Annotated in this window: 20 protein-coding genes; 11 read left to right on the top strand and 9 right to left on the bottom strand. The window is 47.0% G+C overall.

Going from position 1 to position 23,476, the window contains the following annotated elements; translation table 11 throughout:
• Positions 1-203: 203 nt before the first annotated feature.
• Both edd and R7Q47_RS18325 read right to left on the bottom strand, forming a co-directional pair.
• Complete coding sequence (gene edd, locus R7Q47_RS18320; protein WP_222716758.1) at positions 204-2,000, bottom strand: phosphogluconate dehydratase; 1,797 nt, start codon at positions 1,998-2,000, stop codon at positions 204-206.
• Complete coding sequence (locus R7Q47_RS18325; protein ID WP_053349770.1) at positions 2,000-2,524, bottom strand: gluconokinase; 525 nt, start codon at positions 2,522-2,524, stop codon at positions 2,000-2,002. The genes edd and R7Q47_RS18325 overlap by 1 nt, the downstream gene beginning before the upstream one ends.
• 153 nt (positions 2,525-2,677) lie before the next feature.
• Between R7Q47_RS18325 and R7Q47_RS18330 the strand changes: the two genes are divergently transcribed.
• Both R7Q47_RS18330 and R7Q47_RS18335 read left to right on the top strand, forming a co-directional pair.
• Positions 2,678-4,054 (top strand): GntP family permease, encoded by a 1,377-nt coding sequence (locus tag R7Q47_RS18330; protein ID WP_012841240.1) that lies wholly within the window; start codon positions 2,678-2,680, stop codon positions 4,052-4,054.
• A gap of 9 nt (positions 4,055-4,063) precedes the next feature.
• The gene (locus tag R7Q47_RS18335; RefSeq protein WP_318089304.1) at positions 4,064-4,675 is read left to right on the top strand and encodes a bifunctional 4-hydroxy-2-oxoglutarate aldolase/2-dehydro-3-deoxy-phosphogluconate aldolase; all 612 of its coding nucleotides are present in this window, start codon (positions 4,064-4,066) and stop codon (positions 4,673-4,675) included.
• A 105-nt stretch (positions 4,676-4,780) separates the two neighbouring features.
• Here R7Q47_RS18335 and xapA read toward each other — a convergent pair whose 3' ends face one another.
• Complete coding sequence (gene xapA / locus R7Q47_RS18340) at positions 4,781-5,605, bottom strand: xanthosine phosphorylase (protein WP_064368884.1); 825 nt, start codon at positions 5,603-5,605, stop codon at positions 4,781-4,783.
• Between the two features lie 121 nt (positions 5,606-5,726).
• Here xapA and R7Q47_RS18345 point away from each other — a divergent pair, with 121 nt between their 5' ends.
• Positions 5,727-6,632: a LysR family transcriptional regulator gene (locus R7Q47_RS18345; protein WP_025622053.1), complete on the top strand. Its 906-nt coding sequence runs from the start codon at positions 5,727-5,729 to the stop codon at positions 6,630-6,632.
• Between the two features lie 81 nt (positions 6,633-6,713).
• On the opposite strand, the gene gorA is transcribed toward R7Q47_RS18345, so the two are convergent.
• Entirely contained in the window at positions 6,714-8,069 is a 1,356-nt protein-coding gene (gene gorA, locus R7Q47_RS18350) for a glutathione-disulfide reductase (protein WP_213963093.1), read from the bottom strand.
• Between the two features lie 259 nt (positions 8,070-8,328).
• Positions 8,329-9,168: a 23S rRNA (adenine(2030)-N(6))-methyltransferase RlmJ gene (locus R7Q47_RS18355; protein WP_005379158.1), complete on the bottom strand. Its 840-nt coding sequence runs from the start codon at positions 9,166-9,168 to the stop codon at positions 8,329-8,331.
• A 399-nt stretch (positions 9,169-9,567) separates the two neighbouring features.
• Here R7Q47_RS18355 and prlC point away from each other — a divergent pair, with 399 nt between their 5' ends.
• Positions 9,568-11,610 carry an oligopeptidase A gene (gene prlC / locus R7Q47_RS18360; RefSeq protein WP_017635033.1) on the top strand — a complete coding sequence of 681 codons (2,043 nt, stop codon included), beginning with the start codon at positions 9,568-9,570 and terminating at the stop codon, positions 11,608-11,610.
• 66 nt (positions 11,611-11,676) lie between these two features.
• Here the strand turns inward: prlC and asnC are convergent, their stop codons facing one another.
• A complete protein-coding gene (gene asnC / locus R7Q47_RS18365; protein WP_005389595.1) occupies positions 11,677-12,141 on the bottom strand; it encodes a transcriptional regulator AsnC in 465 nt (154 codons plus the stop codon).
• Positions 12,142-12,254: 113 nt separating this feature from the next.
• On the opposite strand from asnC, the gene R7Q47_RS18370 reads away from it, so the two are divergent.
• From R7Q47_RS18370 to R7Q47_RS18380, 3 genes are all read left to right on the top strand, one after another.
• Positions 12,255-15,380 carry an EAL domain-containing protein gene (locus tag R7Q47_RS18370; protein WP_167415566.1) on the top strand — a complete coding sequence of 1,042 codons (3,126 nt, stop codon included), beginning with the start codon at positions 12,255-12,257 and terminating at the stop codon, positions 15,378-15,380.
• An 89-nt stretch (positions 15,381-15,469) separates the two neighbouring features.
• Positions 15,470-16,249 carry a class I SAM-dependent methyltransferase gene (locus R7Q47_RS18375; protein ID WP_005379162.1) on the top strand — a complete coding sequence of 260 codons (780 nt, stop codon included), beginning with the start codon at positions 15,470-15,472 and terminating at the stop codon, positions 16,247-16,249.
• A 186-nt stretch (positions 16,250-16,435) separates the two neighbouring features.
• Positions 16,436-17,008, top strand: a complete 573-nt coding sequence (locus R7Q47_RS18380) for a hypothetical protein (RefSeq protein ID WP_154204928.1) — start codon at positions 16,436-16,438, stop codon at positions 17,006-17,008.
• A 68-nt stretch (positions 17,009-17,076) separates the two neighbouring features.
• Here the strand turns inward: R7Q47_RS18380 and R7Q47_RS18385 are convergent, their stop codons facing one another.
• Positions 17,077-17,955, bottom strand: coding sequence for a carboxylate/amino acid/amine transporter (locus R7Q47_RS18385; protein WP_025768287.1), 879 nt, complete (start codon positions 17,953-17,955; stop codon positions 17,077-17,079).
• 64 nt (positions 17,956-18,019) lie between these two features.
• A complete protein-coding gene (gene uspA / locus R7Q47_RS18390) occupies positions 18,020-18,445 on the bottom strand; it encodes a universal stress protein UspA (protein WP_005379165.1) in 426 nt (141 codons plus the stop codon).
• A gap of 282 nt (positions 18,446-18,727) precedes the next feature.
• On the opposite strand from uspA, the gene ftnA reads away from it, so the two are divergent.
• From ftnA to R7Q47_RS18405, 3 genes are all read left to right on the top strand, one after another.
• Positions 18,728-19,255 (top strand): non-heme ferritin, encoded by a 528-nt coding sequence (gene ftnA / locus R7Q47_RS18395; protein WP_005379167.1) that lies wholly within the window; start codon positions 18,728-18,730, stop codon positions 19,253-19,255.
• A gap of 91 nt (positions 19,256-19,346) precedes the next feature.
• Entirely contained in the window at positions 19,347-19,670 is a 324-nt protein-coding gene (uspB, locus tag R7Q47_RS18400) for a universal stress protein UspB (RefSeq protein WP_005382937.1), read from the top strand.
• Between the two features lie 180 nt (positions 19,671-19,850).
• A complete protein-coding gene (locus R7Q47_RS18405; protein ID WP_005382944.1) occupies positions 19,851-21,044 on the top strand; it encodes an NAD(P)/FAD-dependent oxidoreductase in 1,194 nt (397 codons plus the stop codon).
• Between the two features lie 93 nt (positions 21,045-21,137).
• On the opposite strand, the gene R7Q47_RS18410 is transcribed toward R7Q47_RS18405, so the two are convergent.
• Positions 21,138-22,481: a sigma-54 interaction domain-containing protein gene (locus R7Q47_RS18410; protein WP_005382945.1), complete on the bottom strand. Its 1,344-nt coding sequence runs from the start codon at positions 22,479-22,481 to the stop codon at positions 21,138-21,140.
• Between the two features lie 436 nt (positions 22,482-22,917).
• Between R7Q47_RS18410 and R7Q47_RS18415 the strand changes: the two genes are divergently transcribed.
• Entirely contained in the window at positions 22,918-23,469 is a 552-nt protein-coding gene (locus R7Q47_RS18415; RefSeq protein WP_047103707.1) for a BON domain-containing protein, read from the top strand.
• Positions 23,470-23,476 lie beyond the last annotated feature (7 nt).

Genomic DNA, 23,476 nt, shown 5'->3' on the forward strand with positions numbered 1-23,476 from the left:
GAATGACGGATTCATTCGTTTTAGAAAGAGCGGTGGCCAATCTCAAAAACTCGTCATTCTGAACAGCGAGGGACGAGCGTGATTCAGAATCTACCAACAAAAAGTGCTGTGGCAGAGGAGTTTTCTCTGGCTTCACAGCACGTTGATATTAAATTCCTGATCTTGCTTGGGCTCGTCGGAATGACGAGGTCTTTCTTCTCGCCTTAAACAATAAAGCTTGCGCCTTCTTCTGCACTCGATACGTTTTGGCGGATCACGCTAAACAAGCCTCGTCCCCAAGTTTGTTGGGTCGATTCGGTATCGAAATGAATCAACTCGCGTCCAGTGGTATCGCTTAAGTTGTTCAGTTCGCCCGTTTGGCAATCCAGACGAATCAAATCACCGTTGCGCACCAAACCAATCGCGCCACCACGAATGGCTTCTGGAGAAACATGAATCGCAGACGGAATTTTACCGGATGCACCAGATAAACGACCGTCAGTAACCAGCGCCACTTTAAAGCCCGCTTTTTGCACGTTACCTAAAATGGGCATCAGTTTGTGCAGTTCAGGCATGCCGTTTGCCGCTGGGCCGTTGTGTGTGACCACAACGATGCAGTCTTTGTTCAGCTCGCCACGTTTGTACGCGGCCTCCACTTCGTGTTGGCATTGGAATACGGTCGCTGGTGCCACAATCACGCGTTGCTCTTCTTTCACCGCAGACACTTTCACCACGGCTTTGCCCAAGTTACCGTGAAGTACGCGAGTGCCGCCGGTGTTTTGGAAAGTGGCGTCTGGTTTGGCGATCACGTCACCGTCTTGGCTGCCTTGGCACGGCGTCCAAGTCAGTTGGCCATCGACAAGGCTCGGCAGCGTCATTTGGTCTTCAAATTCACCAAACACGGGTTTCACATCGCGATGCAAAAGCTCGGATTGGTTCAAGCGGTGCAATAACGCGGGCACGCCCCCCGCGTCTTGGAACGCGTTCATATCGGCTGGGCCGTTCGGGTAAACGCGAGCTAACAAAGGAACCACATCCGACAGATCGCTGATGTCTTGCCAGGTGAGCAAGATGCCAGCAGCACGCGCCACGGCGATCATATGAATGGTGTGATTGGTGCTGCCGCCAGATGCAAGTAGAGCGATGATGCCGTTGACCAAGCTCTTTTCTGTGACCACCTCGGCCAGCGGACGGAAGTGTGCAGAACCCGCCGTCATTGAGGCGATTTTCAGAGCCGAGTGATTGGTTAACGCTTTACGCAGTTGGGTATGGGGATGAATGAATGCCGAACCTGGCAGCATCAAGCCCATGGCTTCGAACACCAACTGGTTGGTGTTGGCGGTGCCGTAAAACGTACACGTCCCCGCAGAGTGGTAAGCGCGACACTCCATATCCAGCAGAGCGTCTTTGCCGACTTCTCCCGCTGCGTATTTTTGGCGCACGTCGACTTTCTCTTCGTTGCTGATGCCTGTTGCCATCAGACCCGCTGGCACAAACGCCGTTGGTAGGTGTGCGTAAGACAGCGCGCCCATCAGTTGCCCCGGTGCGATTTTGTCACAGATGCCAAGCAGTAATGTGGCATCAAAGACATTGTGACTCAAAGACAACGCCGTTGATTGCGCAATTAAGTCACGCGAAAACAGTGACATATCCATGCCTGCTTGACCTTGAGTCACCCCATCGCACATCGCTGGCACACAACCTGCGACTTGCGCTGTATGGCCGTAGTCCGCCAGCACTTTTTTGATTTGTGCTGGGTAGTCTTGGTACGGCTGGTGGGCGCTCAACATGTCGTTGTAGGCGCTGATCAGCGCGACATTGGCATGAGTAAAATCGAGAATATTTTTCTTTTCAGAAGAGCAAGAAGCGGCGACTGCATGGGCTAAGTTACCACAAGATAAACCAACGCGGCCTTTGCCCGCTTCTGCTTGCACTTCGGTGCGAGCAAGAAACGCAGCGCGCGCTTCACGGCTGCGCTCGGTCAAACGCTGTGTGACCTCAAGAACAACAGAGTGAGTCATTACGCCACCTCGATCGCTTGCATTTTGATTAGCTCAGCGGCAGAGCGTTCCACCACGTCGCTGATGTCTCCGTCGATACTGACGATCAGAGTTTGAGGCTCGTTGTCTGGGCGCTCTAGTGTCTCGAATTGGCTCTTCACCATGTTTTCTTTCATGAAGTGGCCTTTGCGCATACGCATGCGATTAAGGATCAACTCCATATCGCCATCAAGGAACAAGAAGGTCACGTTGTTGTTGCCTTCGCGGATCTGATCGCGGTAAATCTTTTTCAGTGCTGAACAGACAATAATGCCGTGTTCGTTTTTGCTTTCTAGGCTGTACGCCGCATCACGAATGCGTTCTAGCCATGGCTTGCGATCATCATCGTTCAGAGGCTGGCCCGAAGCCATTTTCTGAATGTTCGCTCGTGGATGAAGATCATCACCATCAATGAATTTACGCCCTAGCTTTTTCGCTAGATGCTCACCAATTGTGCTTTTACCACTAGCACAAACGCCCATAACGATGACACTACTACCAGCCATAACTTATCCTCATAACCAAATTTGCGCGTGATCTCAATTTTTGAATTCACTTTAAAATATGGGTTTATCTTATTCATGTTATCGGTAACATGTTACCGGTAACTGAAATAAATGTGAACCATAACACAAACAATAATTCTTAAAGGTGAACCTATGGAGCAATTAACCCAAGCCCCAGATCCTACGTTCCTACTGACGATTGCAGGCCTTGCCATTGCAGCGTTACTCGTTCTGATCATTAAACTGAAAGTCCATGCTTTTGCTTCCCTTACTATGGTGAGTTTAGGTACGGCAATCGCCACTGGCGTTCCTTCAGAGAAAGTCGTATCGACCATGATGGGCGGCTTCGGCGGCACGCTGGCTTCCGTGGCATTGCTGGTTGGTCTCGGTGCGATGATCGGTAAAATTCTTGAAGTGACTGGCGGTGCGAAAGTGCTGGCAGACACTTTGATTGGTCGCTTTGGTAAAGAGCGCGCACCATTTGCTTTGGGCGTCGCTTCATTACTGTTTGGCTTCCCAATCTTCTTCGATGCTGGCCTTGTAGTGATGATGCCAATCATCCTAAGTGTGGCGGCTCGTTTTGGTGGCTCACCAATTAAATACGCGTTGCCTGCAGCTGGTGCTTTTGCGGTTATGCACGCGTTTGTTCCACCACACCCAGGTCCGGTTGCAGCGGCAGAATTCCTTGGCGCAAACATCGGTCTGCTATTGGTGGTGGGTATTTTGGTTGCTATTCCAACTTGGTACCTTGGCGCTTACCTATTTGGTTTGTACGCGGGCAAAAAATTCGATATCCCACTATCTAAAGCCTTCTTTAATGGCGAAGCAATGGTGGATGAGCGCAACGCACCAAAATTTGGCACGGTTATGACCATCCTTGTGCTGCCAGTCCTGCTAATCTGTTTGGATACGGTATTGAACACACTGGCGGTTGCGGGTGTGATTGATGGCAAAACGGCACTGGTTGAGTTCCTACGCATGCTAGGTAAAACCCCAGTTGCGTTGCTGATCACTTTGATTGTCTGTCTGGCTGTGTTTGCCAAAGACTACGGCATGGCAAAACTAGAAAAATTATGTGGTGAGTCATTGGCTCCTATCTGTGGTGTTATCCTAGTAACGGGTGCAGGTGGCATGTTTGGCGGCGTACTGCGTTCAAGTGGTATCGGTGATGCACTGGCTGACGTTCTTACAGATACAGGTATGCCTGTGATTGTGGCGGCGTTTGTTATTTCAACCTGTCTGCGTGTTGCTCAAGGCTCGGCAACGGTAGCGCTCACCACTACGGCAGCTCTTATCGCGCCAGTTGTGGCTGCATCAACAGGTTTGAGTGAACTCGACCTTTGCTTTATCGTAATCGCGATTGCGGGTGGTGCAACGGTACTGTCTCACTTCAATGACTCTGGTTTCTGGTTGGTATCTCGTTTGCTTGAGATGGATGAGAAAACCACATTAAAAACTTGGACGGTAATGGAAACGTTACTTGGCGGTATCGCGTTTATTATCGTCGCAACATTAAGCTTTATTCTTTAGAGGTTCCCCATGACAACACTTGAACAACGATTAAGAGATATCAAAATCGTCCCAGTTATCGCAATCAACGACGTAGCACACGCTCTGCCACTGGCAAAAGTGTTGGTAGAAAACGGTTTACCATGTGCGGAAGTGACATTCCGCACCGAAGCGGCGGCGGAGGCGATTCGCATCATGCGTGAAGCGTACCCAGAATTGTTGATTGGCGCGGGCACCGTTCTGACCACAGAACAAGTGGATATCGCGATCGAAGCGGGCGTGGACTTTATCGTTAGCCCAGGCTTCAACCCAACCACAGTGAAATACTGTCAGCAACGTGGTGTGACTATCGTACCGGGTGTAAACAACCCAAGCTTGGTTGAGCAAGCGATGGAAATGGGTCTGCGTACGTTGAAGTTCTTCCCTGCTGAGCCATCAGGCGGCGTAAACATGCTGAAAGCACTCACGGCGGTTTACCCAGTGGAATTCATGCCAACAGGTGGCGTGAGCCCATCCAACGTGGAAGATTACCTAGCGCTGAAATCGGTTGTAGCTTGTGGCGGTACGTGGATGGTGCCAACCGCAATGATGGACAACGGCGATTGGGAAGGCATTGCTGAATTGGTTCGCGCAGTTAAGTAAAACGCACAAACGGCTCCGAAATACCCCCGAACGTTAGAAAACGTGATACGAAAAAGGGTCATCAAGTTACTTGATGACCCTTTTGCTTTTGGGAATGAAACGGTTTTAGAAGTGATGCTTCATAAAGCGCTTAATAAAGCGAATGAAATCTGCTTCGGCTAGCTTCGCGCACTTCAATGTTTGGGCGTGAGACAATTCTACATCTCCCAAGCCTTCTGCCATGTTGGTGATCGCACATACTGCCAATACGGGTAAGCCGCAATGCGCCGCAGAAATCACTTCTGGCACGACCGACATGCCCACTACGTCACCACCGATGATTTGCATCATGCGGATTTCGGCTGCGGTCTCAAAGTTGGGGCCCGTGTAAGAGACAAACACACCTTCATTCAGGTGAATGCCATTGGCTTTGCCTACTTCAAACGCTTCTGCGCGCAGGTCTTTGTCGTACGCATTGGCGAGGCTGAAGAACCTCGGGCCGTACTCTTCATCATTCGGACCGATCATTGGCGATTCAGGCATGGTGTTGATGTGGTCATGAAATACCACCAGAGAACCGACATCAATACGCTCAGGGCGAAGGGAGCCTGCCGCGTTGGTGACGAGCAGAAACTCACAGCCCAGCTTTTTAAAGGTGCGCACGGGCGTTGTCATGACCTTCATTGAGCCGTGTTCGTAGTAGTGACCGCGACCTTTCATGCACACTACGTCTACGCCGTCCATGGTGCCAATTACCAACTCACCAGAGTGTCCTTGCACGGTGCTAACCGGAAAGCCTTCGAGCTCTTCGTATGGAATGACCACTTTGTCTTGTAGCTCGTCTGCCAATACGCCTAAGCCAGAGCCTAAAATAAACGCCGCTTTAGGTTGGAAGTTTGGTTTGCGTTCGCGAATGGTTTGTAGCGCGTCGATTACTGGATCGTGATTCATGTTAGTCACCTTCTGGTTGTGTGTTGATTCCATTGTGTGACTTTCTGCGCTGGTTATCTTTGCTTTATTCTCTACTATCATCCTTAAAAAGAGGATAATGAAACTCGCTAGGACTCAATGCATGAAGTCAGAACCATTTGAGCGCGTGACGCTGAAGATGCTGCGTTACTTTTACGAGGTCGCACAAACCAAGCATTTCACTAAGGCCGCCGAGAACCTTAATATCACCAATTCGCCGTTGAGCAATCGCATCAAAGAGTTGGAAGAAGTGCTTAACGTCAAACTGTTTGAGCGTGATTCAAGAAACGTCATGCTGACGGAGGCCGGGCGATTGTTGGAGTCCAAATGCCAACTGATTTTTCAGACCTTGGATGTCTCACTCAATCAAGTGCAGCAAGTGGGTTTGAACCAGAGAAATATCTTGCGAGTTGGTGTGGTAAGTAGTGCATTTTGGGGCGGATTTGATCGTTTGTTACAGCGCTTCCATGCTGAGCATAGCACTTATCACGCCGACATTTTTGACCTTAACCCAGAGACGCAAAAGAAGCATCTGAGTGAGAAGAAAATCGACGTGGGCATTGTACGTTTTGCCGATGCACTCAACATTTATCCGTATCAGTCGGTGTCTTTGGGCAAAGATGTGTTTGTGGTGGCGGTGTCGGAGCAACATGAGTTAGCCAGCAAATCTTTGCTGCGGCTCCAAGATTTAAAGGCGTGTGAGTTTGCGTTTATGAGTTTGGCGAATTCTGCCTCGGCAAACTTCATCATCAATGCCTGTCTGCAAGAAGGCTTTTCACCCCATATTGGCAAACAAGTGGTGGAGCCAAGCACTTTGATGGCGTATGTGGCAAACAGCAATACCGTGACGTTGGTGCCGTCGACGTTTTCTCAGCATCATTGGCATGGGATTCGTTTTATCAAGCTGAAAGAGTCACTGCGTGCAGACTTGTGTCTGATTCATGATGGTAAGCAGGAGAGTGCTATTAAAGCCGAGTTTATTCGCACGTTATTGGAAAATGCGAGTTAAGCATGGGATAACAAAAAAAGGTCATCCTAAGATGACCTTTTCAAATGATTCACTGAAATCAGCAATGCGATTAGCGCGTAATTAACGCATCGTTACGAACTCTTCAGAGCCCGTTGGGTGGATAGCCACAACAGAGTCGAAGTCTGCTTTGGTTGCGCCCATCTTCATTGCTACGCCGAAGCCTTGGATCATTTCATCTACCGTGAAACCGATGCCGTGTAGGCCAACAACCGTTTCTTCTTCGCCCGCACATACAAGCTTCATCTTACATGGTTGACGGTGCTTAGTAACAGCGGTGTACATCGCCGTAAAGCCAGATGTGTAGACTTTGATGTTGTCTTTGCCGTACTTCTCTTCTGCTTCTTGCGTTGTAAGACCGATAGTGCCGATTGGTGGGTGGCTAAATACCACAGTTGGTACCAAATCGTAGTCCATCTTCGCGTTTGGTTTGTTGTTGAACAAACGCTCAGAAAGTTGACGACCCGCTTTCACTGCTACTGGTGTTAGCTCGATACCGCCTTCCATGATGTCACCCACACAGTAGATGCCTTTCACGTTGGTTTCTTGGTATTCGTCTACCTTAATGTAACCTTTTTCGTTCGTTGCAACACCAGTTGACGCTAGGTTGATTGCGTCTGTCGCTGGGTGACGACCGATTGCCCAAATCAGTTGGTCAACGTTTTGGCTTTCACCGTTTTCTAGGTGCAGAGTTAGGCTGCCATCGGCTTCTTTTACCACTTCTTTTGGTACAGAGTGGGTGTGCAGTTTTGGACCTTCTGCGTCCATCACTTCAACCAATGTATCGATGATCATTGGATCGAAGCTACGTAGTGGTGACTCTTTACGTACGAACAGGTGCGTTTCTGTACCTAGCGCGTGCAGTACGCCAGCAATTTCAACTGCGATGTAGCCTGCGCCAACAACCGCAACGCGTTTTGGTTGCTCTGCTAGGTCGAAGAAGCCGTTTGAATCGATGCCGTATTCAGCGCCTGGAATGTTTGGAATAGTAGGACGACCACCAACCGCGATCAGGATGTGATCTGCTGTGTAGTGTTCACCGTTTACTTCGACAGTTTTTTCGTCAACAAACTTAGCAAAGCCTTTAATCACGCTTACTTTATTGTTGCCAAGAACGCGATCGTAAGATTGGTGAATACGACCAATGTACGCCTGACGGCTCTCAACCAGTTTGCTCCAGTCGAAACCTTTCACGTCGACATCAAAACCGTAATCTTCTGCGTACAGGTTCATTGCTTCTGCGATTTGCGCGCCATGCCACATCACTTTTTTCGGTACACAACCTACGTTGACACAGGTACCGCCAAGGTCTTGAGCTTCGATTAGCGCAACTTTCGCGCCGTACATCGCCGCACGGTTTGCAGATGCGATGCCGCCACTGCCGCCACCGATACAGATATAGTCAAAATGAGTCGCCATTACTTTCTCCAAGAGCTTATAAATTTTATCTGGTACATAGATAGATTGGGATGACCTTGCCCGAACTCAATGCCACCGTTATCCCACTATCATAAATCGAATTCGACTAATTCCTAAATGGGAAAAAGCGACAATACTTATGACAAATAGCGATGAGAGGCACAAAAAGAAGAATAAGCACGATTGGAGGGAAAAGGTGAGAGCATAAAAAAGCGCAACGAGAATATCGTTGCGCTTGAAGATATCGGTACTGAAGTGCTTACTCTGGCACAATCCAGTCCACTTTCCAGTGGCCAGTTGCTGGTGCTATCGCGTCTTGCAGGAATGGCAGAATCTCTTTCATCTGGCTTTCCAGTTTCCATGGCGGGTTAATCACAATCATGCCGGATGCCGTCATGCCGCGCTCGTTGGTATCTGGTGCAACACCTAACTCGATTTGCAGAATTTTACGAATGCCCAGTGCTTCCAAGCCTTCGATCATATCTTCGATGTCGTGACGGTTTACCACTGGGTACCAAATCGCGTAGATACCGGTTGCCCAACGTTTATGGCTCTGATGAATCGCTCGCACCACATCGCGGTACTCTTTCGCGAGTTCGTATGGTGGGTCAATCAGCACCAAACCACGACGTTCTTGTGGCGGTAAGCTTGCTTTGAGGCGTTGGAATCCGTCTTCTTTGAAGATGCTCACTTGGCGATCACGATGGAATTCTTGCTCTAACAATGGATGATCGGCCGGGTGCAACTCGGTCAGCACCATGCGATCTTGTGGGCGGATTTGCGCGCGCGCCACACGTGGTGAGCCTGGGTAGTAACGCAGCTTCTCGCCATTGTTGAGCACTTTAATGGCATCGATGTAGCTTTTGATGTCTTCGGGAATGCTTGGGTTATCCCAAATACGTGCGATGCCTTGTTTGTATTCGCCCGTTTTTTCAGACCATTCGTGAGTCAGATCGTAACGGCCCACACCCGAGTGGGTATCGTGATAAACGAATGGCTTATCTTTTTGTTTCAGCGCATCAAGAATGAGGCTTTGAACGATGTGTTTGACCACGTCGGCATGGTTGCCAGCGTGGAAGCTGTGGCGGTAACTTAACAAATTAAACTCTCGAAACACTCTTTGGTTGAGTGTGGTCTGTGATTTTCACTCTATGGCGGTATTATACTCAAGTAACTTAAAGATGTAGAACTTCCAATCAAATCTGTTCCTCTGATAAGGGGACGCTATTGAAATTTCTTTAAGTCACCCACACTTACTATTGGTAATCGAATTGAACTAGGTGAGTTTCTCGCACTCAAAAGGGTGTGAAATTTCATTTAGGTATAACAAGACTCAAGGACAGAGTAGCGCTGGTTGACTATATGATGGTCATCGCGGCATAGAGAAAGGGAACGGAGCTCCCCCAATCCATGTTGCTGGCTCGTCTGTACATTGAGTTGGCCTATCTACACAAAATAGACAGGCAATCACAGAGTCAAAACACAAAAGGAATTATTCATGTCTAATCCTCTTCTGACGTTTACGGACCTACCTCCGTTTTCTCAAATTAAACCAGAACACATCAAGCCTGCCGTTGAGCAAGCGATTGCTGACTGCCGAGCAAAAATCGATGAAGTTCTACAAGACAACGCTCACCCAACTTGGGACAGTGTGATTGCGCCAATTGAAGAAGCGGATGATCGCTTAAGCCGCATCTGGTCGCCAGTGGGTCACATGAACTCGGTAGTGAACAGCGAAGAGCTACGTGAAGCTTACGAAAGTTGCCTACCAATTTTGTCAGAGTACGGCACTTGGGTTGGTCAGCACAAAGGGTTGTACGAAGCGTACAAAACCATCAAAGCGAGCGAAGAATTTGCAACGTTAACTCGTGCCCAGCAGAAAACCATCACTGATGCACTGCGTGATTTCGAGTTATCAGGCATTGGTTTGCCATCCGATGAGCAGCACCGTTACGGCGAGATCAGCAAACGTATGTCTGAGCTGAGCTCTAAATTCTCTAACAATGTGCTGGATGCCACCATGGGTTGGACCAAGCACATCACAGACGAGAAAGACCTAGCAGGTATGCCAGAATCGGCGCTGGCAGCAGCGAAAGCTGCCGCAGAAGCAAAAGAGTTAGATGGTTACCTAATTACGCTAGATATCCCATCTTACCTACCTGTCATGACGTACTGCGATAACCAAGAGTTGCGTAAAGAAGTGTACGAAGCGTACGTGACGCGCGCTTCTGATCGAGGTCCAAACGCAGGCAAATGGGATAACTCAGAAATCATTACTGAGCAGCTAAAACTGCGCCATGAAATTTCACGTATGCTAGGTTTCAATACTTACAGTGAAAAGTCGTTAGCAACAAAGATGGCTGAAACGCCGGATCAAGTGCTGGGCTTCCTGAATGACCTAGCGACACGAGCGAAACCGCAAGGTGAACGTGAAGTCGAAGAGTTACGTCAGTTTGCGAAAAGTGAGTTTGGTGTTGAAGAGCTGAACGTTTGGGATATCGCTTACTACAGCGAGAAACAAAAGCAGCACCTGTTCCAAATTTCGGATGAAGAACTGCGCCCATACTTCCCAGAGTCAAAAGTCGTGAGCGGTCTGTTTGAAGTGCTAAACCGCGTGTTTGGCATGACCGTTACTGAGCGCGAAGGCGTAGACACTTGGCATGAGTCCGTGCGCTTTTTCGATATCTTTGATGCTGAAGGCACACTCCGTGGCAGTTTCTACCTAGATCTCTACGCTCGTGAACACAAACGTGGCGGCGCGTGGATGGATGATTGTCGTGGTCGTCGCGTTACGCTATCTGGCGAGCTGCAAACGCCGGTTGCGTATCTAACGTGTAACTTCAACCGTCCAGTGGGCGACAAACCAGCACTGTTCACGCACGATGAAGTCGTGACGCTATTCCATGAGTTTGGTCATGGAATCCACCACATGTTGACGCAAGTTGATACAGGTGCTGTTTCAGGTATTAATGGCGTGCCTTGGGATGCGGTTGAGCTACCAAGTCAGTTCCTAGAAAACTGGTGTTGGGAAGAGGATGCGCTGGCGTTCATTTCTGGTCACTATGAGACAGGTGAGCCGCTACCTAAAGCGATGCTAGACAAAATGCTCGCAGCGAAAAACTTCCAATCTGCGATGGGTATTTTGCGTCAGCTAGAATTCGGCTTGTTCGACTTCACGCTTCACACCGAATATGACCCTGAAGTGGGTGCGCGTGTACTGGAAACTCTGGCGAAAGTGAAAGAGAAAGTCGCGGTAGTTCCTGCGGTTGAGTGGGCGCGTTTCTCACACAGCTTCGGCCATATTTTTGCTGGTGGCTACAGTGCGGGTTACTACAGCTACCTATGGGCTGAAGTACTGTCGTCAGACGCGTATTCTCGCTTTGAAGAAGAAGGCATCTTCAACAAAGAGACGGGCCTAAGCTTCCTGAACAACATTCTAGAAATGGGGGGCAGTGAAGAGCCAATGGAGCTGTTCAAGCGCTTCCGTGGCCGCGAGCCACAAATCGATGCACTGTTGCGCCATTCGGGTATTGCGGCGTAAATTGAGCAAAAAACATCAAGGCCAACCGTTCAGTTGGCCTTTTTTGTACATTTTTTATAAAAAATTTTACGGATTTACGTTGCGGTTGATCGGGTTCTGCAACGATATCAATGTCTCTGTGGACTGAACCTCATCAATGGCTTGCAGCTTGTCGATCAGTACAAATTGCAGCTCTTCAATCGATTTGCACATCAATTTGACGAATATGTTATACGCGCCCGTGGTGTAGTAAGCTTCAACGACTTCGTCGAGCGCGTTGAGTTTTTCTAACGCGGAGTGGTAATCACGAGCTGCATTGAGGTTAATACCAATAAAGCAGCACACATCGTAGCCAAGCTTTTTGGTATTGATGATCACCTCCGTTCCTTCGATGATGTCAGCCGACTTCATCTTCTCGATACGCACATGGATAGTGGCAGGGCTGACATCGAACTGCTTTGCCATTTCTGCGTAGGGCGTTCTGGCGTCAGCCATCAGTGTTTTTAATATTGCGCGGTCAAGGTCGTCGAGTTTCGGCAGGCTCGCATTCATACTATGATTTCCGTTAGGGATAGAGTTTTACCTCCCTTTTATACTCATAGCGGATAGGATTCACAAGGTTTGGCAGGAGTAACTGCGGGTTAACTCCGAGCTATGGAGATAATGTGCAGCGTTTTCTGGTTATTGCCGCGCTATGTTGGAGCGCGTTTGCTACGGCCTCAGATCCGAAGGTGTTGGTCGTGCACTCCTATCATCAGGGTTTTTTCTGGACGGACTCCATACAGCGAGGCATCGAGCAACAGCTGGGCGATCGAGCGCTGGACATGCGTGTGCTCTATCTAGACTCGAAACGTAACCAGAGTGAGCAGTTTTTTGCGCAACTAAAATCCTTGTATCTTACAAAATTACGCAAAGAGCGATTCGATGCCATTTTAGTGAGCGATAACAATGCACTTGAACTCATGCAGCGTTTAGCCCCAATCATCAAAGACACCCCAGTTATATTTAACGGCATTAATAACTACCATCCTTCTTTACATCGTTCTCTGAATGCAACCGGAGTCATGGAAGATGTCGATTTGGAAGCGAATCTCGCTCTTATTGAGCGCTTACATCCGAACTACACACAAGTTCTCATCGTCAGTGACCATTCGGTGACCGGTGAGGTGTTGCGTTATCAAATCGACAATTTTGTCCTCAAGTTCCCGCAATATCGAGACAAAATCGTACAAGTTGTCCCAGACAGCATCATCGATCTAAAACAACAAGTCGCAAAACTGAGTTCCGATAAAGTCGTCTTGTTTTGGACCTATTACCGAGATAAACAAGGTATGGTTGGCAGCGAGCGTGACTGGGTTGGTGTCAACAAAGTCTCAAACGCGCCGCTGTTTATGGTGCATGACATTGGTTTGGGTCATGGCGCAGTTGGAGGGGTTATTCAAAGTGGTTATCGGCATGGTATTGAGAGTGCAGAGATGCTTGAATTCGTTTTGGATAACCCTGATCAGCCTCTGCCTGAGGTGAAAAAAAGTGATTCTGAAATAAAGCTCGATTACCAAGCGGTAGCGCGTTGGGGATTGGGGGCTGAACAAGAGGTTTCTGCGGTATTTTTTAATAAGCCAATGAAGCTTTCTGAACGTTTTGCCAAGGAAATTCGCCTGTTTGGTAGTCTGTTTGTGGTGATGTCGGTGGTCATTTTGCTGATGGGTTATTATTTACAGCGGATGCGTCGCAGTGAGAGCGCTGCGCGAGAAAGCCAGGCTATTCTAGAATCGATTTTCGATCAGAGCATGCAGTATATGGGCATTTTGGATGCCAACGGTGTGCTTAAATCGGGCAACGATCACCTTCAATCCTTACTTTATCACCAAGGACTGCGTTTAGACCGACCACTTTGGTTTCACCCCAACTGGAGTGAAAAAGCACAAGCGTTACTTGAGGAGTATTTCCACGCGCCTCACCATCAAGTGTCGACGTTTGAAGCTGAAATTTGGAGTAAAGAACACGGCGCATTGGTGTTAGAAGTTTCGCTCAAGCCTTTTTCTCAGCAAGTAGGGAATCATAAGCAATACTTGTTTGAAGCGCGCGATATTACCAGTCGTAAATTGATGGAGGACAAGCTCTACCAACGTGAGTCAACCCTACGCAACTATTACGAGCAGCAGCCCGTGATGATGGTGACGCTTGATAGTAATAACCGAATTCAAGAAGTGAATCGATTTGCTCAACTACTTCTTGGCTACAAACCGATGGACATGCTCGGACATCGCCTGAGGGAGTTCTATTTTGATGACAAAGTGCTGTTCCCTCGCCAAGTGTTATTGCAACCCAACCAGCAAGTGCATGGTGTTTGGCGACGTGAAGTCGAGTATCGTCATGCAAATGGTCATCGTGTTTGGGTGCGCGAGAATATTCGTCCGCTGAGTGAATCTGAGCAACTGCTGATTGTGGGCGAAGATATTACCGAAACCAAACTGCTTTCCGAGAAATTGGAATACCAAGCTCGCTATGACTTACTGACGGGGACTTACAACAGAAACCACTTTGAACTAGAGCTTAAGACCGCACTGTGCGAAGTGGACAGCCATCGTCGAGTCCACGCCATGTTGTACCTCGACTTAGATCAACTAAAAGTCCTCAATGATACGGTTGGGCATGATGCAGGTGATGCGGCGATTCAATTCTGCGCAAGTATGCTGGAAGGCGTTCTGCCGTACAATTCCATCTTGGCTCGAATGGGAGGCGATGAGTTTGCGGTGTTACTCAAAGACTGTGACGAATATGGCGCCATCAATATTGCCAAACTGATCATCTCGACACTAAGCGAACACCTCTTTATTTGGGAAGACACACGCCTGTTCATCAGTTGCTCAATTGGTATCCGTATCATCGATCATACCGCTGATACGCCACAAATGGTGCACGCTCAAGCAGACTCTGCTTGTCACGCCGCTAAAGAGCAAGGCCGTAACCGCTATAATCTATTCAGCTTAGATAACGAAGAGTTGCAGCGTCGTCAGATGGAAATGCAGAGCGTCAATTTGGTGCATGAGGCATTGTCGAATCAACGTTTAGAACTGTTTGCTCAACCGATAAAAAGCTTACAAAAGCACGAGACTCAAATGTATTTTGAGATTTTGGTGCGTATTCGCAATGGGTACGGTGATTATGTTTCTCCTGCGCTGTTTATCCCTGCTTCCGAGCGCTACAACATTGCCCATTGGATTGATAAGCAGGTTATTACTCAAACGCTAGAGTGGTTTGAACAGCGTCCTGAGGTGGTTGAACAGCTTGGTCGCTGTTCGATAAACCTTTCAGGTCAATCTATGGGGAATCAAGAGTTTATTGATTTCTTATTGGATCGATTGGAAAGTTCGACTCTGCCGTGTGAAAAAATCTGCTTAGAAATCACCGAGACAGCAGCGATGAGTAATCTGGATCAAGCCATTGAGCTGTTTACCAAGCTAAAGGCTTTGGGTTGCATGATTGCATTGGATGATTTCGGATCTGGATTGTCTTCATTTGGTTACTTAAAGAAACTTCCTGTCGATATCGTGAAAATTGATGGTCTTTTCGTGCAAGATATCAACGTAAATGAAATGGACCGCGTGATGGTTCGTTCAATCAATGACTTGGCGAAACAGCTCGGCAAAGTGACGGTGGCGGAGTTTGTCGAAAATGACCAGGTCATGCAGCATTTGATAGACCTCGGTGTGGACTACGGCCAAGGCTACGGTATTGGCCATCCTAAGCCGCTTTCTGAGCTAGTGGAGCAACTGACGGCTGTATAACCTCTGCGTAGCAAGCTCAACCTAGCATTAATAGGTAACTTAGGTATACACTCAGCGCCAGTTACCTCGATTTTTATTGGAGCCTCCTTTTGCAACTGCAATTGATCTGTGAAAACCCGTCTCAACAATCTCATCTTGATGAACTCGCTGCGCGTTGGCAGCTTTCACACACTGACGATAGCGATTTTGCTTTGGTGCTAACCACCGAGCGTTTGGAGCTACGTAAAGTGGATGAGCCAAAGCTGGGTGCAATCTTTGTGGATTTGATTGGTGGTGCGGTAGGTCATCGTCGCAAGTTCGGTGGTGGTAAAGGCCAAGCAATTGCGAAAGCGGCGGGGTTGAACAAAGGGGCAACGCCAACCGTGTTAGACGGCACGGCAGGTCTTGGTCGTGATGCGTTTGTGCTCGCCTCGCTAGGTTGTAAAGTGCAGATGGTCGAGCGTCATCCAGTCGTAGCGGCTTTGTTAGATGATGGCTTGGATCGAGCGAAACAAGACCCAGAAATCGGCACCTGGGTATCTGAGCGCATGTCGCTAATCCATGCCTCTAGCCATGATGCGCTGGAACAATTGGCGCAAGATAAAGACTTTGTCCAGCCAGATGTGGTGTATCTTGACCCGATGTATCCGCACCCAGAAAATAAAAAGAAGTCGGCGCTCGTGAAAAAAGAAATGCGCGTTTTCCAATCGTTGGTTGGCGCTGATTTGGACGCCGATGGCCTACTAGAACCAGCCATGGCGTTAGCCACAAAGCGTGTAGTAGTTAAACGCCCAGATTATGCTAACTGGCTGAACGAGAAAAAACCGACCATGGCGATTGAAACGAAAAAAAATCGCTTCGATGTCTATGTTAAAGCATCGATGGCATAACTTCCTGACGGCTCAACTTTTCTTGTCACAGTACGGTGTATCGTGCTGTGACTCAGCCTCTCTTTCCTCGTCTATATTGATAGTTTTCTCTTGCTAATTCCCTTCCCTGACTGTATATCTAACTAAGAATTATTATTATTTCACTTGTTGTGATGCGGTCGATAACTGGGAAGCTGGAGTAGTAGAATGGCTAAACGTTTATGTAAAATGAGTCGCAAACAGATCGCGGCAGAACTTGGTGATATCCATCGTTTAGTTGTCGCACCAAAATTCGTTTGTCGTTCTTGCGCACGCTCTTCATCGGCCAAAGATACCCTTTGTAAGCCAGCCGCAATTCCTCCACAAAAATGCCAAGACAAGCCATTGAGTGAGCAACAAGCATGTGGCTTATTGGTTGAAGCTCTGCCATCACAAGCGATTCCAGTGACCACTAAACAAAGCAACGAAAAAGCCGCGATTGTGAAGCGTGTTGTTGAGCGTGTGAAAGAGAAAAAACAAGCCGAAAAATCTCCGGAGCCAGTAAGAGCCGACGCACTAGTATGGTTTGATTTAGCGGATAAAAAATCGCTCAAGAAAGCGAAAAAAACACTGAAAAAGCACTATAAGCAGCAAAAGAAGTTGCTAAAAGTGGCGAAAAAACAACAAAAGTTACTTAAGCGTCAGCGCAAGCTTGAAGCGCGCAATGCGAAACTAGAAGTGTTGCTGCCAACGCCACCTAATGCTTTGATGAGCGCAATCTCACAAGCCAAAGTGCATTAATCAAACAAAAAACGCTCTCCAGTCGGAGAGCGTTTTTTATTGTCGAAATGTTTATAGGATTAGCCGCGTTACTTATTGGCGTAACTCATCTCTACGCGCTTTTTCACCCAGGTTTCGTTAATCCATAGGGATAGCATGATGATCGCACCGCCAATGGCGAGTCGCATGACATCAACATCGCGGTTCCAAATCACAATGTTTACAATCAAGCCCGCCGGAACCAATGCATTGTTCATTACTGCCAGTGCGCCTGCGTTCACCATAGTCGCGCCTTTGTTCCAAGCAAAGTAACCAAAACCAGAAGCAATCAACCCAAGGTATGTCAGAATGCCCCATTGCGTTGTAGTGGTGGGTAGTTTGTCGAGGTTACCCATGAGCGCGAAAGCCACGGTTGCTACACAAAGTGCACCTAAGTAGAAGTAGCCAAACACGGTGTGTTGTGGCAAATCGACGGGTTCACTCTCCATGATATATTTGTAGCCCACCTGACCGATGGCAAAGCAGAGGTTTGCTCCTTGTACGACCAAAAAGCCCAGTAGGAAATCTTCATTAATGCCTGCAAATTTAATCCAGGCGGCACCAAATACGGCTATTGCAGCGGTAACTAAGTACCAAGGTGAAAAGCGACCTTTCAAGAAGTCATAGATTAGCGTGACGTAAATGGGTGTGAATACGGTGAACAGCAATACTTCTGGCACGGAAAGGAGCAAAAAAGATTGGTAGTAGAAGCAATACATCAAGCCGAGCTGGAAGCCACCGACGGTCATCAGTTTCGCGATTAGGGATTTGCTAACGCCACGGAATTTCAAAAAGGGAATGAAAACCAAACTCGCCAGTGCCACGCGCATGAACACCGAGAACCAAGAATCAACCTGACCGGCGAGGTAAACGCCGATCAGGCTAAATGAGAATGCCCAAAGTAGGGTAACTGCGGATAGATAAGCCATGGATGAGAATCTTTATCAACAACAAATGTGCCCGCAGTCTAACCAAGTTTTATCGTTGCGCCAATCAGTCTTTTAGCGGTACGACCAGCATATCGACTGGTGAGCAGTTAATCAGCTGTCGAGTCGAAGATAGAATCTTGCTCCAGAAATCTTGGTGATGACCACAAACCACCAAATCAATGCTGTAGTCTTGAATGGTATCGCACAGCTCATTACTCAAATCGCCACTACCGACTAAAGTATGGGCAATTGGGTATTGCGCATATTCTGCGAAGTTTGCCAATTGTGTGCGCGATGCTTCCATTGCTTGATGTTGCGCTTCTGCCATATTGATATCGATAAGCCCGGTGTAGAGTTCTGCGTAGTTCACGTCGATGTGAATAAAAGAGACTTTCGCATCCAGAGGTTTAGCCAGTGATACGGCTTTCTTAATCAACACTTTACTGTCGTCTGAAAGGTCGACTGCCACAAGTATGTGTTTGTAACTCATATTGCTATCTCCTTGTAAGGTCATAGTTTTAGATTAGCACCAACCCCAAAAAAAATTTGCTGAAGTGATCTCATATCGGTGCCGTAGGTACAAAGTCTTGTCTCAGTAATCATGTTATAGTGGCGTTATACCCAAGTGACTTTGATATGCTGAAATAAGCGTAGTGTTACTGACTAGAGTTGAAGTGAAACTTCGCCGTGTCTGCCAGACCAAGCTATTCTCGCAGCGTCATTTATTTCGAGGTTACTTGGGTATATTGCATGCACAATAATAGGAGTTAACATGCTGTCTCAAACTATGGTCGAACAATTGAATGAGCAAATTAACCTAGAATTTTTCTCATCCAATCTATACTTACAAATGAGTGCTTGGTGTGAAGACAAAGGTTTTGAAGGTGCGGCTGAATTTTTACGCGCTCACGCCGTAGAAGAAATGGAGCACATGCAACGCCTATTCACTTACGTGAGTGAAACTGGCTCAATGCCAATCTTAGGCGCTATTGATGCGCCAAAGCATGACTTTGCGAGCCTAGGTGACGTTTTCCGCGAGACATTTGAACATGAGCAAATGATCACGGAAAAAATCAACAAACTGGCGCACGTTGCATTTACTAGCCAAGACTACTCAACGTTTAACTTCCTACAGTGGTACGTGTCAGAACAGCACGAAGAAGAGAAGTTGTTTAAAGGGATTTTAGATAAGATCGAACTGGTAGGTGAAGACGGTAAAGCGTTGTTCTTCATCGACAAAGATCTAGCACAAATGGCGAAAGAAGGTTCATCTTCAATCATGGATGCTCCAGCTGCGTAAACGCGTTTTGGGACGTTGTAAGTAGCGGGTAAAGACGAAGTCTTGGTCGTCTTTTTCTCTTGAGCATTGTTGAAGATGTAGGGAGGAAAAGATGATCAGTGGAGACACAATCTTATTTGCGCTAATGGTGGTAACTGGAGTTAATATGATCCGGTATCTCACCGCTCTTCGTTCTCTAATTTATATCATGCGTGAAGCGCATCCGCTGTTATATCAGCAAGTTGATGGTAATGGTTTTTTTACCACTCATGGAAATGTCACCAAGCAGGTGAGGTTGTATCACTACATTAAAAGTAAAGAATATCATCATCACCACGATGAAATTTTTACTGGTAAGTGTGAAAGAGTGCGTGAATTGTTTGTTCTATCGACCGCGTTGCTCGGCGTGACGCTACTTGCAGCCTTCATTCTCTAAGAGTCAATAATCTAGATAGTTGTTCTGTCTGAGATTTTACGGACATACAGAGCGCTTAGAGTTTAAGCGCTTTTCCCTTTCGGTATTTGTCGGTAGAATGTCGCGCCTAGAAAGCAAGGATGTGCAATGTGCACATCCTTTTTTATTTTGATTCGATACCAATCAGTCTAAGAGCTACCGATGAGTAAGAAATTTGATGTTGTTGTAATTGGCGCAGGCGCAGCAGGTTTAATGTGTGCTGCAGAAGCAGGCAAGCGAGGCCGCCGTGTTTTGGTGCTCGATCATGCTAAAAAGCCAGGACGTAAAATCCTTATCTCGGGCGGTGGTCGTTGTAACTTCACTAACTACGACGTTTCAGCTAATCACTATTTGTGTCAAAACCCGCACTTTGTTAAGTCGGCGCTCTCCCAATACACTAACTGGGATTTTATCTCGATGGTGTGTAAACATGGCATTGAGTTCGAAGAGCGTGATCACGGCCAGTTGTTTTGTGTCGATGCATTTACGGCCAAAGATATCGTGAAGATGTTGTTAGCTGAGTGTGACATGCCGAACATCGAGCAGCGTTACCAATGCGATGTTCATTCGATTGAAAAAATTGATGAAGGCTTTCGTTTGCATGCTGGTACTGAGATTGTCGAATGTGAGTCTTTAGTTATCGCAACAGGTGGCTTGTCGATGCCAAAACTGGGAGCGACACCATTTGGTTATAAAGTCGCGGAACAATTTGGTCTTCGAGTTATCCCAACCACGGCAGGGCTTGTACCATTTACTCTGCATAAAGAAGACAAAGAAGACTTTGCTGAGTTATCTGGTATCGCGGTACCTGCGGAAATTACGGCTGAAGATGGCACCATGTTCAAAGAAGCCCTGTTGTTCACACATCGTGGGTTATCTGGTCCAGCAGTGTTACAGATTTCTTCATTCTGGCGAGCCGGACAAAAGGTGTTGATCAATCTTGTGCCAAACGATGATGTTGCTGAGTTATTAGAACGCAGTCGTGAGAAGCATCCAAATCAGTCACTCAAGAATACGCTTGCCAAAGTGCTGCCTAAGCGTCTGGTTGAAGTCTTAATTGAACGTAAAGAGCTAGTCGATAAACCGCTAAAACAGTTCAATCAAAAGGAGCTTGCGGCGATTGTGGAGCGTCTAGAGCATTGGGATATCGCCCCGAATGGCACTGAAGGCTACCGAACCGCGGAAGTGACACTCGGCGGTGTCGATACTGATCACTTATCCTCGAAAACCATGGAATGCAAAGACATTAAAGGGCTTTATTTTATTGGTGAAGTGATGGATGTGACTGGTTGGCTAGGGGGCTACAATTTTCAGTGGTGCTGGTCGAGCGGCTTTGTTGCGGGGCAGTGGGTTTAATCAAACACCAAACGCAGCCTAACTGCATAAAAGATAAGATACAAAAAGAGCACTGAATAAAAGTCAGTGCTCTTTTTGTATTCCCATAGCGAGTTACTCGTCTTGATACTTTTCGAGTTTGTTATAGAGCGTTTTCACGCTAATGCCTAACTCCTGCGCTGATTCCGTTTTATTGCCTTGATTCTCTTCAAGGGTATTGAGAATGGCGGCTTTTTCTAGCTCTTCTAGCGAAACGCCCGCCGGAACAAGGTCTTCGATGCTGGTGCCTGTTTCCAATGGTGGTGTGTCGAAGATAAGGTGTTCATCTCGGATGGTGTCATCAGCCAAAATAAATGCACGCTCGATCGTGTGTTTGAGCTCACGGACATTACCTGGCCAGTCGTGTGCAGCGATTTTTTGGATCGCAGAGTCAAGAATCGTTTTGGTTTTTGCCTCATTGGCGTTGCGGTGCGCGATAAAGTGCTTGGCCAGACCGACGATATCACCGCCTCGTTCTCGCAGTGGCGGTATCGTTAATGGGAAATGCGATAAGCGGAAAAACAGATCTTCACGCAGGAACTGCTCCTCAATGGCGATTTTAGGATCACGGTTTGTAGCAGCAATGATGCGAGTATTAGCGATATGAACCGTATTACTGCCAACTGGGCGATACTCTCCGGTTTCTAGCACCCGCAATAGCTTCACTTGATGCTCGATAGGCATCTCGGTGATTTCATCTAAAAATAGGGTGCCGCCCTCTGCCTGCTTAAATACACCTTGGTGAGTTTTATTTGCTCCGGTAAAAGCGCCTTTCTCATGGCCAAACAGTTCACTATCAACCAATTCAGGGCTAATGGCACCACAGTTAATCGCTATAAAGGGCTGTTGTTTACGCTCACTCGCTAAGTGGATGGTCTGCGCCACCAGTTCTTTGCCTGATCCGCTTTCACCGACAATAAGGACGTTGGCTTCGGTTTTTGCAACGCGCCTGATCATACGATAGAGCTGATGCATCGGAGAGGAAGAGCCGACCAAAAGACCAAATTGGTCAAGATCGCTGGTGGACACTTTACGCCCTTGATCTTGTTTGTGTTGATAGTACTGGCTGACTTCGCTCAGGGTGTCCGTCAGAATGGCAATATCAACGGGCTTTCTGTAGTGAAAAATAGCACCCAAGTTCATCAGCTTATCCAAGTTCTCGTTTGGAGCGCCTGAGCTAATGATGATCAAGTCCATATCATAGATGTCTTCGATATTAGAAAGACGTTGATAATCTGCACTAGTAAAGTGGGCGACTTCAACAATCGCAACTTCCGGTTTGAGTTGTAGGAAATCTTCAATCCATTGGTCTGCGGCATCGATGTCATGCAGACGAAATTTGTTCAGTTCCTGGCAAGAAGCGATGGCATTTTTAAGTGATGGATCTTGTATTCTTAGAAACAGGCTTGGCATCGACATAGAAATGTCCTCTTTACTATGACAGAAACAATGTACGTGGATTATTCTCACTTCACAAGACAAAATATTGTCAGCATAGATTTAAGGATTTGTTCGGTATTTTTATGTTGTTAGCCCCTTTTTGATATATATCGGTGAGAGCCATCAGTAGATATTTCCTTTTGTTCAGATTTTTATTTTTTAAATAATAATTTTGCTATTAATTGATTCTGGAGAAATAGCCTTTCTGTTTTATCAGGTTATTTCGGCACAAGTGACGGAGGCTTTATCACCGATTAAAAATTACATTTTTTACGTGTAAATAATTCATGCTTATACTTTATTGCTCATCTCATTTTTACCTCTTTTCTTTATTAGTTAATTAAAAACAATAAGTTATAAAGTTGGCACATGGTTTGCTCCTAGGGAAGTGCAACGTCAATAAAGGAGAATTACCATGAATAACATCGCAGCTAAAATTGTACTTACGTCAGTTCTTGCTACTTCATCTACAGCAGTCTTAGCGAGTGATAAATGGGAAAAAGAATCCATGGACGCTTGGCTAGATGGTAAAGCTGAAACCACGCTACTGCTAAACAGCAATCTCAACTCTTTTGATATCAATACCGATGTTGAGAATCAGGTCGTTACCCTTTCTGGTTCGGTAAACAATGATCTTGAAAAATCACTTGCCGAAGAGCTTGTTACTGGTCTTGATGGTGTGAAAAAAGTAAACAACGAATTGTCAGTAGTGAATGAAGGCAAGAAAGAAACTGATTCAGAAGCTTTAGCTACACTGACCGATTCTAAAATCACGACTATAGTTAAAACGCGCCTACTAATGGATACCAATGTGAGTGGCACGGATATTGATGTAACGACAGAACACAAAACGGTAACGTTGGCAGGTAAAGTTAATTCAGATGCGGAGCATGATCTTGCAATTTCAATTGCAAATAACACCAATGACGTAAATAAGGTGATTGATAAGCTAGAAGTGGTTCAATAATAGCGAG

The sequence above is a fragment of the Vibrio sp. Vb0349 genome, assembly GCF_033338975.1.

Excerpts from the sequence above, each read along its gene's own strand:
- edd (WP_222716758.1), bottom strand. The coding sequence starts at position 2,000 with ATGACTCACTCTGTTGTTCTTGAGGTCACACAGCGTTTGACCGAGCGC.
- R7Q47_RS18325 (WP_053349770.1), bottom strand. The coding sequence starts at position 2,524 with ATGGCTGGTAGTAGTGTCATCGTTATGGGCGTTTGTGCTAGTGGTAAA.
- R7Q47_RS18330 (WP_012841240.1), top strand. The coding sequence starts at position 2,678 with ATGGAGCAATTAACCCAAGCCCCAGATCCTACGTTCCTACTGACGATT.
- R7Q47_RS18335 (WP_318089304.1), top strand. The coding sequence starts at position 4,064 with ATGACAACACTTGAACAACGATTAAGAGATATCAAAATCGTCCCAGTT.
- xapA (WP_064368884.1), bottom strand. The coding sequence starts at position 5,605 with ATGAATCACGATCCAGTAATCGACGCGCTACAAACCATTCGCGAACGC.
- R7Q47_RS18345 (WP_025622053.1), top strand. The coding sequence starts at position 5,727 with ATGAAGTCAGAACCATTTGAGCGCGTGACGCTGAAGATGCTGCGTTAC.
- gorA (WP_213963093.1), bottom strand. The coding sequence starts at position 8,069 with ATGGCGACTCATTTTGACTATATCTGTATCGGTGGCGGCAGTGGCGGC.
- prlC (WP_017635033.1), top strand. The coding sequence starts at position 9,568 with ATGTCTAATCCTCTTCTGACGTTTACGGACCTACCTCCGTTTTCTCAA.
- asnC (WP_005389595.1), bottom strand. The coding sequence starts at position 12,141 with ATGAATGCGAGCCTGCCGAAACTCGACGACCTTGACCGCGCAATATTA.
- R7Q47_RS18380 (WP_154204928.1), top strand. The coding sequence starts at position 16,436 with ATGGCTAAACGTTTATGTAAAATGAGTCGCAAACAGATCGCGGCAGAA.
- R7Q47_RS18385 (WP_025768287.1), bottom strand. The coding sequence starts at position 17,955 with ATGGCTTATCTATCCGCAGTTACCCTACTTTGGGCATTCTCATTTAGC.
- uspA (WP_005379165.1), bottom strand. The coding sequence starts at position 18,445 with ATGAGTTACAAACACATACTTGTGGCAGTCGACCTTTCAGACGACAGT.
- ftnA (WP_005379167.1), top strand. The coding sequence starts at position 18,728 with ATGCTGTCTCAAACTATGGTCGAACAATTGAATGAGCAAATTAACCTA.
- uspB (WP_005382937.1), top strand. The coding sequence starts at position 19,347 with ATGATCAGTGGAGACACAATCTTATTTGCGCTAATGGTGGTAACTGGA.
- R7Q47_RS18405 (WP_005382944.1), top strand. The coding sequence starts at position 19,851 with ATGAGTAAGAAATTTGATGTTGTTGTAATTGGCGCAGGCGCAGCAGGT.
- R7Q47_RS18410 (WP_005382945.1), bottom strand. The coding sequence starts at position 22,481 with ATGTCGATGCCAAGCCTGTTTCTAAGAATACAAGATCCATCACTTAAA.
- R7Q47_RS18415 (WP_047103707.1), top strand. The coding sequence starts at position 22,918 with ATGAATAACATCGCAGCTAAAATTGTACTTACGTCAGTTCTTGCTACT.